We start from the raw sequence: 12,397 nt of genomic DNA, 5'->3' as shown, positions 1-12,397 counted from the left end.
TCAGTAAGGATGCGACATGGCACAGCAATCGTCCGCTTTCCGTCCCACCAGGGCACTCTCGGTCGCGGCGATCGCCGCCGCCGGCCTCCTGGCCCTCAGCGCCTGCTCCCCCGCAGACTCCGGCGGAGGCGAAGAGAACACCAGCGAGTACGGGTTCGAGACCGCCGAGCAGGTGCCCGACAGCCCCATCACGGTGTGGGTCGACGCCGCTCGTGAGCCCGCGGTCACCGCCTTCAAGGAGGCCCACCCCGACGTCGAGATCGAGTTCGAGACGTACGACGGCAATGCCGGCGGCAGCGGCTCGTTCCAGAGCAAGATCACCCTCATGGACCAGGCGGGCGACGGCTGGCCGGACGTGGTGTTCTCCACCCAGCAGAACGATGCCATCTGGGCGTCCAAGCCGGCAGCCGGTGGCACGCAGGGCTTCGCCGCCCCGCTGAACAAGGGACTGCTCGACCAGGACTTCCTCGATGGATTCGTGCCCGGCGCGAACGACATCACCACGATCGACGACGTCCAGTACGGTCTGCGCAATGACCTGGCGCAGACGGTCTTCTACTACAACGAGACGCTCCTCGAGGAGTTCGGCTACGACGTGCCCACCACGTGGGAGGAGTACGCCGAGCTCGGCGACTCGCTCGCGGCCGAGCACCCCGGCTACATCCTCGGCAGCATGGGCGACTCGTTCATGACGTACGTCTACTACGGCGGCTCCGAGTCGCCGGTCTTCCAGTCGCCGTCCGCCGGAGTGTTCCACTCCGACACCGAGGCCGAGAACTCGCAGAAGATCTCCGAGATCATCGACGGGATGCTCGCCAACGGCACGCTGGTGCAGGACAGCTTCTTCAGCGCGGAGTTCGCCGAGAAGTACGCCGACAAGCTCGTCGGCGTTCCCGGCCCGGTGTGGTACACCGGTGCCATCTTCCAGGGCGGCCTGGCCGTTCCCGCCGGTGAGATCGGCGTGAGCGCCCCCCTCGCGTGGGACGGCGGCGAGCCCGCAGCGGGCAACGTCGGCGGCGGTGTCTGGTACGCGTCGAGCCATTCCGAGAACCTCGAGGCCGTCAAGACGTTCCTCGAGTTCGTCACCAGCTCCGACGAGTTCCAGGTCGAGCTCTCCAGCGGCTACCCCGCCTACGCGTCCGCCGCCGAGGGCTGGCTCGCGAAGCTCGCCGACACCGGCTACTTCGTGAACGAGGACTTCGAGCAGGTCATGACGGATGCCGCTGCCTCGGTGTGGGACGGCTGGAATGTCACCAGCTGGAGCCCGGAGACCGCGTGGGCGAAGGTCGTCATCCCGGGCATCGCGTCCGGCGAGAGCGTCGTCTCGCTGCTGCCCGCGTGGCAGACCGAGCTCGAGAACGAAGCGACCGTGAACGGGTACACGGTCGAATAGTGTCCGACACGGTCACCATCGTCACGGCCGCCGGCGCCGACCCCAGTGGTCGGCGCCGGCGCGCCGGGGCGGCCCCCCGCAGAGCGGCCGGCCGCCACCAGGCGCGATTCGGCTACATCTTCGTCGGGGCGTACACGCTCTTCCTGCTCGCCTTCGGCATCATCCCGACGCTCTACGCGGTGTTCCTGGCGTTCACCAAGAACGGCCAGTTCGCCGGCTTCGACAACTTCGCGAAGGTCATCGGCGACTACCGCTTCGCCCCCGCGGTGTGGCACGTGGCGCTGTACGTGTTCTTCTGGCTCATCAGCCTCCTCATCTTCGTGGTGCTGCTGGCCCTGGTGGTGCATGCCGTCAAGGTCCGGTGGATCAGCGGCAGCGCGCGCTTCCTCTACTACATCCCCGGCGCCATCGCCGGAGCATCCAGCGTCCTGCTGTGGCTGTTCGTGCTCGACCCGACCGTGAGCCCCGTCTCCGGACTCCTGCACGCGATGGGCTTCGAGAAGCTCGTCAACGTCGTCGCCGTCGACAACCTGCCGATCGTCTTCACGGTCATCGCCTTCTGGGCGGGCGCCGGCGGATGGATCGTCATCATGTTCGGCGCGCTCAACAACGTCCCCACCGAGGTCATGGAAGCCGCCCGCATCGACGGTGCGAACGGCATCAAGACCGCGTGGTACATCCAGCTGCCCATGCTCGCGAAGTGGATCAGCTACATGGCGATCATGTCGCTGGCCGCCGGCACGCAGCTGTTCGTCGAGCCGAAGGTCCTCGCGCAGGCGACGAAGAACGTCGTCCCCGAGGACTACTCGCTGAACCAGCTGGCGTACCTCTACGCGTTCCGGCAGAACGACTTCTCCGGCTCGGCGGCGATCTCGCTGATGCTCCTGGTCGTCGCGCTCGGCCTGTCCACGATCTTCATCTTCCGCGGAAGGCTGTTCGAGAATGACTGACACGATGCGCCCCCGCCGCGCGCGCTCGGCGTCGCCGGGTCAGTGGCTCAGCCGCGCGCTCGTCACGATCCTGCTGCTGTTCTTCGCGGCGTTCTTCATCCTGCCGATCGTCTGGCTGGTGCTCGCCCCGACGAAGTCGAACACCCAGCTCCTCCTCGACGGACCGTTCTCGTTCGGCTCCCTCGACCAGCTCGGCGCCAACTGGAACGAGCTGTTCGCCTTCGGCGACGGCATCTTCACGACGTGGCTCGGCAACTCGACGTTCTACTCGTTCGCGGCCCTGGCGCTCACGCTGATCATCAGCATCCCCGCAGGCTATGCGCTGGCGCTGATCCAGTTCCGCGGTCGCCGGGTGCTGCTCATCACGACCCTCGTCGTGATGCTGATCCCGAACACGGCGCTCGTCCTGCCGATCTTCCTCGAGCTGAGCGCCCTGCGCCTCATCGGGAACCCGCTCGCGGTCATCCTGCCCTTCTCCTTCTTCCCCTTCGGCGTGTACCTCACGTACATCTACTTCTCGACGGCCGTCTCGAAGGACCTGCTCAACGCGGCGCGCATCGACGGGGCCGGCGAGGTGCGGGTGTTTACGAGCGTGGCGATGCCGCTGGCGACTCCCGTCATCGCGCTCGTCGGGTTCTTCAGCTTCGTCGGGAACTGGAACAACTACTTCCTCCCGTTCCTCGTCGTCGGCGGGACCAAGATCCCCGTGCAGGTGGGTCTGGCGAACCTGCTCTCGAATGTGCCCGCATTCAACCCGACGACCGCCTCGAGCATCGTGATCCAGCTGCCGACCCTGGCGCTGGCGACGCTGCTCTCGGTCGCGCCGATCCTGCTGATCTTCCTGTTCGCCCAGCGCTTCCTGGTGGAGGGCATGACCGCCGGAGGCACGAAGGAATGAAGATCACCGGCTATCGCACCCTCTCGTCGCGGCACCACTGGCGCCGCGCGGTCGGCGACGTCAACGGGCACATCGAGGATGCCGTCACCGACGTGCCCATCCTCATCATCGAGACCGACGAGGGCATCGAGGGCGTCGGAATCGGCTCGCACGCCGACCTCGACCGGCTCTTCACCGCTGTCCTCGGCGAGGATCCGCGCGCCGTCTCGGCGCTGTTCGACCGCATGCTCGCGGCGGTGTTCAAGTCGAGTCACTCGGGCGCGACCTACGGGGGCCTCGCGACCATCGACGCCGCGCTCTGGGACCTCAAGGCGAAGCTCGCGGGCGAACCCCTGTGGCGCCTGCTGGGCGGGCGCGACCGCTTCGTCCCCGGCTACGCGTCGGGCCTGGACATCGCGCTGAGCGACGACGAGATCGCGGGCTTCTACGGCGAGTTCGCCGACCGCGGCTACGTCGCGGCGAAGCTCAAGGGCGGACTCGATCCGGATGCCGATCTCCGCCGCCTGCGGGTGATCGAGGAGGTGCTCGCCCGCAACACCACGCGACCCGGACTCATGCTCGACGCGAACGAGTCGTGGCAGGTGAAGCAGGCCGTGCGGTACGTCTCCGCCCTCGAAGAGCACGTCGACCTGCTGTGGGTCGAGGAGCCGCTGCGACGGTGGGATGCCGTGGGGCATGCGCGTCTGAGCGCCGGCGTCCGCTCGGCGATCGCCACCGGCGAGAACCTCACCGGCGTGGAGCAGTTCCGGCCCCTGTTCGACGCGGGGGCGCCCGACATCGTGCAGGCGGGTGCGATCTGGGGCGTGACGCACGTGCTGCGCCTCGCGCACGTCGCCGCCGCCCGCGACCTGCCGATCAGCCCGGTCGGGTACAACGCCAACCCGGCCGTCGCCGCGGTCATGACCGCCGTGCCCAATCACCTCACCACCGAGGTGCAGGCGCTCGAGTTCGCGCCCGGCGTGGTCGTGGACCACGAGTTCGCCGACGGCGGCATCGTCCTCGGGGACGAGCCCGGCGGAGGCATCCGCATCGACGAGTCCGCGATCGAGCGCGCCTCGACGGGCGACGGATGGCGCAATCCCGCCGGCCCGCACCACCGGCCGCAGCGCGCCGGCCTGCGCGTCGTGCTGGACGGTGTGGAGCGCTGATGGAGATCCGCCCCGGCCTCCACCGGATCGTCGCACCGCTGGGGGAGCGCTTCGTGGCGCTGCACCTCTTCGTCGGCGACCACTCCGCGCTGCTGGTCGACACCGGCATCCGCGAGTCGATCACGGAGACGTTCCTGCCGTATCTCTCCCGCGCCGGGATCGACCCTGCGATCGTGCGCTGGGCCGTCAACACGCACTGCGACTTCGACCACACCGGCGGCAACGGCGCACTCAAGAGCGCGCTGCCGGGCGTGCAGATCCTCGCGCACCGCCTCGATCAGGGCCTCACCGAGGACGTGCAGCGCCTCATCGACGAGCGCTACGGCGAGTTCCGCGACACCGACGGCTTCGACGATCCGCCCGAGACGACGGCGTACCTGCGCTCGGTGACAGACCTCGTGCCGGTGGACCGCGTCCTCGCCGGCGGCGAGGAGTTCGACCTCGGCGGGCGGTCGGTACGGGTCCTGCACGTGCCCGGCCACTCACCGGGCCACGTCGCCGTGCACGATCCGTCGAACCGCGCGCTCGCCATCGGTGACGCGACGCTGGGCACCACCGTGCCGTTCGCCGACGGACGCGCCGCCTTCCCGCCGACCTATCGCGACGTCGGACCGTACGTCGACTCCATCGCGCTGTTCCGCTCGCTGTCGCCCGAGCTGGTGCTCACCGCGCACTACCCGGTCTACGAGGGCGCGGCCGCGGCCGCCTTCCTCGACGAGAGCGAGGCCTACACGCGTCGCATCGATGAGGTCATCACCGACGTCCTCGCCGAGGCGACCGCACCCCGCACGACGCTCGAACTGGTGCGCGCGGCCGGCTCCGCCCTGGGCCCGTGGGGCCCGGACGCGCTGGACTACGCGGTCTTCCCCGTCACGGGCAACCTGGAGCGGCTCGAGCAGCAGGGAGTCGTGCGCAGTGCGACGGATGCCGCGGGCCGGCGTCGATGGACGTCCACGGCATGAGCCGGGTCAGACTGGGCGCCGTGGGCGCGGGATGGTGGGCGACGAGCAACCACTTCCCGATCTTCGCGGGCCGCGACGACGTCGAGCTCGTCGGGGTCTGCGGAAAGGGGCCCGAGCTCGGGACCGTGCGCGATCAGTTCGGCTTCGGCATGGCGACCGAGGATTACGACGAGCTGCTCGGGCAGGACCTCGACGCCGTCGTCATCACCACCCCGCACGACCTGCACTACGCCAACGCGGTCGCCGCGATCGACCGCGGCCTCCACGTGCTCGTCGAGAAGCCGACCACACTCGATGCCCACGCGGCGTGGGACCTCGTCGACCGCGTGGAGCGGGCCGGCGTGCACTTCGTCGTGCCCTACGGCTGGAACTACAAGCCCTTCACGGTGGCCGCGCGCGGCATCCTCGCCGACGGCCGGATCGGGGACGTCCAGCACGTGCTGTGCCACATGGCGTCGCCGACGCGCGGCCTGTTCGCCGGCGATCCCTCCGACATCCTGCAGCTGTGGGACTCCGAGACGGGCGGACCGGATGCCTCGACCTGGCAGTCGCCCGCGCGAGGCGGCGGCTACGCCCACGGTCAGATCACCCATTCGAGCGCGCTGCTGTTCTGGCTGACGGGCCTGCGCGCCGCGACCGTCGCCGGCCGCATCTCGCGCGCGGGCGCGGCCGTGGATCTGTTCGACGCGGGCGTCATCACCTTCGAGGGCGGCGCCATCGCCGCCCTCTCCGGCGCGGCGACGCTGCCCGACGACGAGCCGTATCAGGTCGACATCCGCCTGTTCGGCTCCGAGGGCGTGCTGATGCTCGACACCGAGCGCGAGCGCATGTGGGTGCACCGCTACGACGGCGCACGCGAGGAGCTCGAGATCCCGGCGGGCTCGGGTGCCTACGAGTGCATCGTGCCCCCGAACCGCTTCATCGACCTCGTCGCGGGCACGAGCACCGAGAACAACTCCGACGCCCGCGTCGCCGCCCGCTCCGTCGAACTCATCGACGGGCTGCTGCGATCGAGCGCCGCGAACGGCGCCACCATCGACATCCGCTCCCTCTCGGAAGGAACCCCGTGAGCGACACCCCCGCGGTCCTGTCCGGCTATCGCGTGATCGATTGCTCGATCGCGATGGCAGGGCCCTTCGCCACCCAGCGCCTCGGCGATCTGGGCGCCGACGTGATCAAGGTCGAGCCCACCGCGGGTGAATGGCAGCGCTTCGCCGCAGCGGGCGGCGCGACGGGCAACGAGATCAACGTCTCGTTCCTGTCGCTGAACCGCAACAAGCGCTCCGTGGCCCTCGACCTCAAGAGCGCCGATGGCCGGGCGGCGCTGCTGGACCTCGTGCGCACGGCGGATGTGTTCCTGCAGAACTACCGACCCGGCGTGGCCGCGCGACTGGGCGTCGACTACGAGTCACTGCGCGCGGTGAACCCGTCGATCGTCTACGTGTCGATCTCGGGCTACGGCGAGGATGGCCCGTACCGGGACCGGCCCGGACAGGACCTGCTCGTGCAGGCGATGTCGGGCGCGATGCTCTCGGCGGGTCGCGCGGGCGATGCGCCTGCTCCGGCGGGCCAGTACCTGGCCGACGCGGTCACCGCGTCGACGGCCTTCGAGGGTGTCCTGGCCGCCCTGCTCCACCGTGAGCGCACGGGCGAAGGGCAGCTCGTCACCGTCAACATGCTCGACGCCGTCACGACACTGCAGATGCAGGAACTGTCGGTCTTCACGGTCGGGCGCAAGGCGCAGCAGCGCAGCGACGAGCCGCACGCGCACGTGTACATCCGCGCGCCGTACGGCGTCTTCCGCACGTCGGACGGGTTCCTCGCGCTCGCCTTCGCCGATCCCGCGCAGCTCGGCCTGCTGATCGGCGAGCCCGCGTTCGAAGGGTGGACGGGCGAGGTCGAGGGCTGGACGCGCCGCGACGAGCTCGCATCCCTGCTGCAGGCGCGGCTCCTCGAGCACACGACGGAGCACTGGCTGGAGGTCCTTGGCGGCGCCGGCATGTGGGTCGGGCCCGTCTACGGCTACGAGGAGCTCGTGCGCGACCCGCAGATCGTGCACAACGGCACGTTCATCGAGTACGACCATCCCACCGAGGGGCGCGTGAAGACGCCGGGCTTCCCGTACCGCTTCAGCCGCACGCCGGCGCGCGTGGAGCGCGGGGCACCCCGCGTCGGGGAGCACACGCGCGAGGTGCTCGCCGAGGTGGGCTACGACGAGGCCGCCGTCGACGCGATGGTGTCCACGGGCGCGGCGGCCGCCCTCGAGGAGACGGTGCGATGACCGACGGGGGGATCGGCTGCGAGGTCGACGGGGCCGTGGCCGTCGTGACCATCGATCGGCCGGCGAAGCTCAACGCCGTGACGCAGGAGATGTCCGACCTCCTCGTCGAGGTGATCGAGACCCTGAACGACGATCCGGTCGTGCGCGTGGTCGTGCTGACCGGCGCCGGCGCGCGGGCGTTCAGCGCGGGAAGCGACATCCGAACGCTCGAGAAGTACGCGACGCCGTGGGACTTCCGCAATCGCACCGACTACTGCGACGCCATCCGCGCGTGCCGCAAGCCCGTCATCGCCGCCGTGAACGGCTATGCGTTCGGCGGCGGGCTCGAGACGGCGCTGAGCTGCGACATCCGCATCGCCTCGGCGACGGCCAGCTTCGCCGCCCCGGAGATCACGCTGGGATGGATCGGCGGAGGCGGGATGACGGCGTTCCTGCGCGCATCGATCGGTCCGAGCAACACCGCCGTCATGATCATGACCGGGCAGCCCGTGGACGCCGACACCGCGCTGCGGTGGGGGCTGGTGAGCGAGGTCGTGCCGCCGGAGCAGCTGCTGCCGCGGGCGCGCGAGCTCGCCGAGATCATCGCGTCGCGCCCGCCGATCGCCGCCGAGACCGCCAAGGCCAACCTGCAGGCGGCGGCGAACATGCCCCAGGATGCCGCGATCCGCTACGAGCGCGACTTGCAGACGGTGACCTTCGCGACGGAAGATGCCGACGAGGGCCGCGCGGCGTTCGCCGAGAAGCGCGCCGGCGTCTTCCGCCGCCGCTGACCGACACCGCCGAACGAAGGACCGCATGACCGCCACCCTCACCGACGTCCGCGCCGTCCTTCCCGACGACGGCACCGCCGGCACGCTCGTCGGCCGCGTCTGGGATCCGGCCGTCGCAGGCCCGAGCGTCGTCGCCGTCCGCGCCGACGGCGTCGTCGATCTGAGCGCCCGCTTCCCGACCATGCGTGCGCTCACCGAGCACGCCGACCCCGCCGGTGCCGTCGCGGCCGCGACCGGCCCGGTGCTCGGCTCGATCGAGGAGCTGCTCGCCAACAGCGACCCCGACGTCCGCGACCCAGCCCGTCCGTGGCTGCTGTCGCCGATCGATCTGCACGTCGTCAAGGCCGCGGGCGTGACGTTCCCGGTGTCGATGCTCGAGCGGATCATCGAGGAGCGCGCCCGCGGGGAGAAGGATGCCGCGCTCGACATCCGCAGCCAGATCACGGCGGTCCTCGGCGGCGAGCTCGACACCCTCGTGCCCGGGTCGCCCGAGGCGATGCGGCTCAAGGCGGCTCTCATCGAGCGGGGGCTGTGGAGCCAGTACCTCGAGGTGGGCATCGGGCCCGACGCCGAGGTGTTCACCAAGGCTCCCGTGCTCGCGACGGTCGGCACCGGCGTCGACGTCGGAGTCCACCCGGGATCGGAGTGGAACAACCCCGAGCCGGAGCTCGTGCTCGTGGTGTCCTCGCGCGGCGAGGTCGTCGGCGCGACCCTCGGCAACGACGTCAACCTCCGCGATGTGGAGGGTCGCTCGGCGCTGCTGCTGGGCAAGGCCAAGGACAACAACGCCTCGGCAGCCGTGGGCCCGTTCGTGCGCCTGTTCGACGCGACGTACGGCATCGACGACGTGCGAACCGCGGTCGTCACGCTCACGGTCGACGGCGCCGACGGCTTCGCGCTCGCCGCAGCGAGCCCGCTCTCGGCCATCTCCCGCGACCCGCTCGACCTGGTCGCGCAAGTCGTCGGGGACCACCATCAGTATCCGGACGGCTTCGTGCTCTACCTCGGCACGCTGTTCGCGCCGGTGGAGGATCGCGGCGCGCCGGGTCGTGGCTTCACGCACCACGACGACGACGTCGTCCGCATCGCCGAACCCCGGCTCGGCGCCCTGACCAACCGCGTGCGCGCCACCGACCGGGTCGAGCCCTGGACCTTCGGCATCGGCGCGCTCCTGGAGAATCTCTCTCGACGAGGATCGCTGTCATGACCGTTCTGACCACCACCGACCCGCGCACGGGGGAATCCCGCGACACCGGCATCGCCGCGACCGACGACGCCGCCGTCGCCGAGATCGTCCGGGCCGCGGCATCCGCGTTCCCCGCCTTCGCCGCGACGGACCGCGCGTGGCGCGCGGACCTGCTCGACGCGCTGGCCGGCGCGCTCGAGGCCGAGCGAGAGGCGCTGGTCGCGCTCGCCGACCGCGAGACCGGGCTCGGCGCTGTGCGGCTCACCGGCGAGGTCGGCCGCAGTGCTTTCCAGCTGCGGCTCTTCGCCGAGGCCGTGCGCGAGGGCGGCTATCTCGAGGCGGCCATCGACCACGCCGGCGAGACGCCGATCGGGCCGGGCCCCGACATCCGCCGCATCCTCGTGCCGATCGGCCCCGTCGGGGTGTTCGGCTCGAGCAACTTCCCGTTCGCGTTCTCGGTCGCCGGCGGAGACGTCGCCTCGGCGCTCGCCGCGGGCAATCCGGTAGTCGTCAAGGCGCACGGCTCGCACCCCGAGACGTCGGCTGCGACGTTCGCCGCGCTCGCCGGGGCCGCCCGCAGGCACGGCGCGCCCGACGGCACGCTCGGCATCGTGTTCGGCACCGGCGCCGGTCGTGCCCTCGTCGCGGCACCCGAGCTGCGCGCCGTCGGATTCACGGGCTCGCTCGGCGGCGGCCGTGCCCTCCTGCGCATCATCGAGGAGCGCGACGAGCCGATCCCGTTCTACGGCGAGCTCAGCAGTCTCAATCCGCTCGTCGTGACCCCGGCCGCCGTCGCGGCGCGCGGCGACGCGATCGCCGAGGGACTGTTCGGCTCGTTCACCCTGGGCTCCGGCCAGTTCTGCACGAAGCCGGGTTTCGCCTTCGTCCCCGCGGGCGAGGACGGTGACGCGCTCGTCGCCGAGCTGGTCACGCGCGCCGAAGCCGCCCCGGCCGGTGTGCTGCTCAACCAGCGCATCGCCGAGTCGTTCGGCGAGATCCGCGCCAGGCTGGTGGATGCCGGCCGCGCCCGCATCGCCGGTGGGGGGTCGGATGCCGCGGACCCCGGATTCCGCGCGATGCCCACGGTGCTCGAGCTCGATGCCGGCGACGTCACCGCCGAGGTGGCCGAGGAGGCGTTCGGGCCGCTGATCGTGGTGGCCCGCTACCGCGACACGGCCGACATCGTCCGGGCGCTCGCGGCGGTGCCCGACTCGCTCACGGCGACGATCCACTCCGAGGCGTCCGAGGAGTCGCTCACTCAGGAGCTCACCCGGGAACTGCTGCCGCGCGTGGGACGCGTCGTCTACAACGGCTACCCGACCGGCGTGCGGGTGGCCTGGGCGCAGCACCACGGCGGACCCTGGCCGGCCACGAACACGCTGCACACCTCCGTGGGAGTGACCGCGATCCGCCGGTTCCTGCGGCCGGTGGCCTTCCAGGACGCGCCGTCGCACGTGCTGCCCGAGGAGCTGCGCGACGCGTATCGCGGCATCCCGCGCCGGGTCGACGGCATCCTCGTCCTCGCCGCCCCCTGACGTACGCGAGCCCGAGTCGCCAAGACACGCCGGCTCGCACGCGCGGGGTCGGCGTGTCTTGGCGACTCGACGGTTGGGTGGGTGTGCGGGGGCGCGACAGCCCGCCGGCCTCAGCCATCCATCCGTTTGTGCGGGCGAATACGCGCCTGACGAGACCGCGACGCGCGTATTCGCCCGCACAAACGGAACCCCCGGAGGGTCACGGAAGCCCCGGAGGGTCACGGAACCCCCGGAGGGTCAGCGGCTTGGCGCGGCGGTGCTCGCCCGGACGATGAGTTCGGTCGACACCAGGTCGGTCTGCAGCGGCTGCCGGCGCTCGATCGTCGCCACCAGCGACTTCAGCGCGAGGGCGCCGACCTCGTCGAAGTGCTGACGGATCGTCGTGAGCGGAGGCCAGTACTCGGCCGACTCCGCGGTGTCGTCGAACCCGACGACGCTCACGTCCTCCGGCACGCGCCGGCCCATCGAGTGCAGCGCGTTGAGGGCGCCGAGAGCCATCTGGTCGTTCGCCGCGAAGATCGCCGTCACGTCGGGCATCGCCGCGAGCCGCATGCCGGCCCGGTGACCGGATCGGGCGCTCCAGTCGCCACTGAGCACGATCGGCACTTCTGCGCCGTGGTCGCGGAGCGTCTCCTCCCACGAGAGGCGGCGTCGGTGGGCGGAGTACGACTCCTCGGGCCCGGCGATGTGCCAGACGGTCTGGTGTCCGAGCTGCAGGAGGTGCTCGGTGGCCAGGCGCGCCCCCTGGGCCTGATCCGTGTCGACGACCGGGTAGTGGTAGCGGTCGTCGGAGTCGATCACCACAATGGGAAGCCCCGGCGGCAGGTCGATGTCGGAGTCGGTGAGGCGATGCGCCTCGATGACGATGATGATGCCGTCGACGGCTTCCTCATTCAGATGCGCGAACGCCCCGGAGACGCTGGACCGGGTCGCCGTGCGAAGGGGGATGAGGTTGAGGGAGTACCCGGCGTGCGAGGCTTCGCTGGCGATGGCGTCGAGCGTGCGCATATTGCCGTACGACGAGAGCGAGAACATGATGACGCCGATGCTGCGGTAACGCCCGAACTTCAAGGCCCGCGCAGCGCCGTTGGGGCGGTAGCCGAGTTCCTGCATCGCATCGACCACACGCTGCCGGGTGGACTCCTTGACCACGCCCTTGCCTGTCGCGACGCGTGACACGGTCTGCGCGGACACCCCTGCCGCGAGGGCGACGTCGGCCATGGACGGATCGCGTCGCGGCGTCGTCGTCATCAACTCGTCAGGCATGGATCCAT

The 12,397-nt window shown here is 70.7% G+C and carries 11 protein-coding genes; 10 read left to right on the top strand and 1 reads right to left on the bottom strand.

The features are described from left to right. The first annotated feature begins 16 nt into the window (after positions 1-16). From ASD93_RS12455 to ASD93_RS12410, 10 genes are read left to right on the top strand one after another with little or no spacing between them, the layout of a single operon-like run. Positions 17-1,393: an ABC transporter substrate-binding protein gene (locus ASD93_RS12455; protein WP_056123000.1), complete on the top strand. Its 1,377-nt coding sequence runs from the start codon at positions 17-19 to the stop codon at positions 1,391-1,393. Then, on the top strand, positions 1,393-2,343 hold the full coding sequence (locus ASD93_RS12450) for a carbohydrate ABC transporter permease (RefSeq protein WP_235566952.1): 951 nt from the start codon (positions 1,393-1,395) through the stop codon (positions 2,341-2,343). Before ASD93_RS12455 ends, ASD93_RS12450 begins: the two co-directional genes overlap by 1 nt. Continuing rightward, complete coding sequence (locus ASD93_RS12445; RefSeq protein ID WP_056122997.1) at positions 2,336-3,241, top strand: carbohydrate ABC transporter permease; 906 nt, start codon at positions 2,336-2,338, stop codon at positions 3,239-3,241. Before ASD93_RS12450 ends, ASD93_RS12445 begins: the two co-directional genes overlap by 8 nt. Then, a complete protein-coding gene (locus ASD93_RS12440; protein ID WP_056122994.1) occupies positions 3,238-4,389 on the top strand; it encodes a mandelate racemase/muconate lactonizing enzyme family protein in 1,152 nt (383 codons plus the stop codon). The genes ASD93_RS12445 and ASD93_RS12440 overlap by 4 nt, the downstream gene beginning before the upstream one ends. Continuing rightward, positions 4,389-5,351, top strand: a complete 963-nt coding sequence (locus tag ASD93_RS12435) for an MBL fold metallo-hydrolase (RefSeq protein ID WP_056122991.1) — start codon at positions 4,389-4,391, stop codon at positions 5,349-5,351. Before ASD93_RS12440 ends, ASD93_RS12435 begins: the two co-directional genes overlap by 1 nt. After that, positions 5,348-6,421 carry a Gfo/Idh/MocA family protein gene (locus tag ASD93_RS12430; RefSeq protein ID WP_162253395.1) on the top strand — a complete coding sequence of 358 codons (1,074 nt, stop codon included), beginning with the start codon at positions 5,348-5,350 and terminating at the stop codon, positions 6,419-6,421. The genes ASD93_RS12435 and ASD93_RS12430 overlap by 4 nt, the downstream gene beginning before the upstream one ends. Beyond that, positions 6,418-7,632, top strand: coding sequence for a CaiB/BaiF CoA transferase family protein (locus ASD93_RS12425; protein WP_056122987.1), 1,215 nt, complete (start codon positions 6,418-6,420; stop codon positions 7,630-7,632). Before ASD93_RS12430 ends, ASD93_RS12425 begins: the two co-directional genes overlap by 4 nt. Beyond that, entirely contained in the window at positions 7,629-8,402 is a 774-nt protein-coding gene (locus ASD93_RS12420; protein WP_056122984.1) for an enoyl-CoA hydratase/isomerase family protein, read from the top strand. The genes ASD93_RS12425 and ASD93_RS12420 overlap by 4 nt, the downstream gene beginning before the upstream one ends. 25 nt (positions 8,403-8,427) lie before the next feature. Further along, entirely contained in the window at positions 8,428-9,609 is a 1,182-nt protein-coding gene (locus ASD93_RS12415; protein WP_056122981.1) for a fumarylacetoacetate hydrolase family protein, read from the top strand. Further along, the gene (locus ASD93_RS12410; RefSeq protein ID WP_056122978.1) at positions 9,606-11,123 is read left to right on the top strand and encodes an aldehyde dehydrogenase (NADP(+)); all 1,518 of its coding nucleotides are present in this window, start codon (positions 9,606-9,608) and stop codon (positions 11,121-11,123) included. The genes ASD93_RS12415 and ASD93_RS12410 overlap by 4 nt, the downstream gene beginning before the upstream one ends. A 237-nt stretch (positions 11,124-11,360) precedes the next feature. On the opposite strand, the gene ASD93_RS12405 is transcribed toward ASD93_RS12410, so the two are convergent. Further along, a complete protein-coding gene (locus ASD93_RS12405) occupies positions 11,361-12,389 on the bottom strand; it encodes a LacI family DNA-binding transcriptional regulator (RefSeq protein ID WP_056122976.1) in 1,029 nt (342 codons plus the stop codon). Positions 12,390-12,397: the final 8 nt, after the last annotated feature.

The organism is Microbacterium sp. Root180, from assembly GCF_001428485.1.
GTDB lineage: Bacteria > Actinomycetota > Actinomycetes > Actinomycetales > Microbacteriaceae > Microbacterium.
Note: the sequence above shows the minus strand (reverse complement) of the source record. Positions and strands in the feature narration are given on the sequence as shown.

Excerpts from the sequence above, each read along its gene's own strand:
- ASD93_RS12455 (WP_056123000.1), top strand. The coding sequence starts at position 17 with ATGGCACAGCAATCGTCCGCTTTCCGTCCCACCAGGGCACTCTCGGTC.
- ASD93_RS12445 (WP_056122997.1), top strand. The coding sequence starts at position 2,336 with ATGACTGACACGATGCGCCCCCGCCGCGCGCGCTCGGCGTCGCCGGGT.
- ASD93_RS12440 (WP_056122994.1), top strand. The coding sequence starts at position 3,238 with ATGAAGATCACCGGCTATCGCACCCTCTCGTCGCGGCACCACTGGCGC.
- ASD93_RS12435 (WP_056122991.1), top strand. The coding sequence starts at position 4,389 with ATGGAGATCCGCCCCGGCCTCCACCGGATCGTCGCACCGCTGGGGGAG.
- ASD93_RS12430 (WP_162253395.1), top strand. The coding sequence starts at position 5,348 with ATGAGCCGGGTCAGACTGGGCGCCGTGGGCGCGGGATGGTGGGCGACG.
- ASD93_RS12420 (WP_056122984.1), top strand. The coding sequence starts at position 7,629 with ATGACCGACGGGGGGATCGGCTGCGAGGTCGACGGGGCCGTGGCCGTC.
- ASD93_RS12415 (WP_056122981.1), top strand. The coding sequence starts at position 8,428 with ATGACCGCCACCCTCACCGACGTCCGCGCCGTCCTTCCCGACGACGGC.
- ASD93_RS12410 (WP_056122978.1), top strand. The coding sequence starts at position 9,606 with ATGACCGTTCTGACCACCACCGACCCGCGCACGGGGGAATCCCGCGAC.
- ASD93_RS12405 (WP_056122976.1), bottom strand. The coding sequence starts at position 12,389 with ATGCCTGACGAGTTGATGACGACGACGCCGCGACGCGATCCGTCCATG.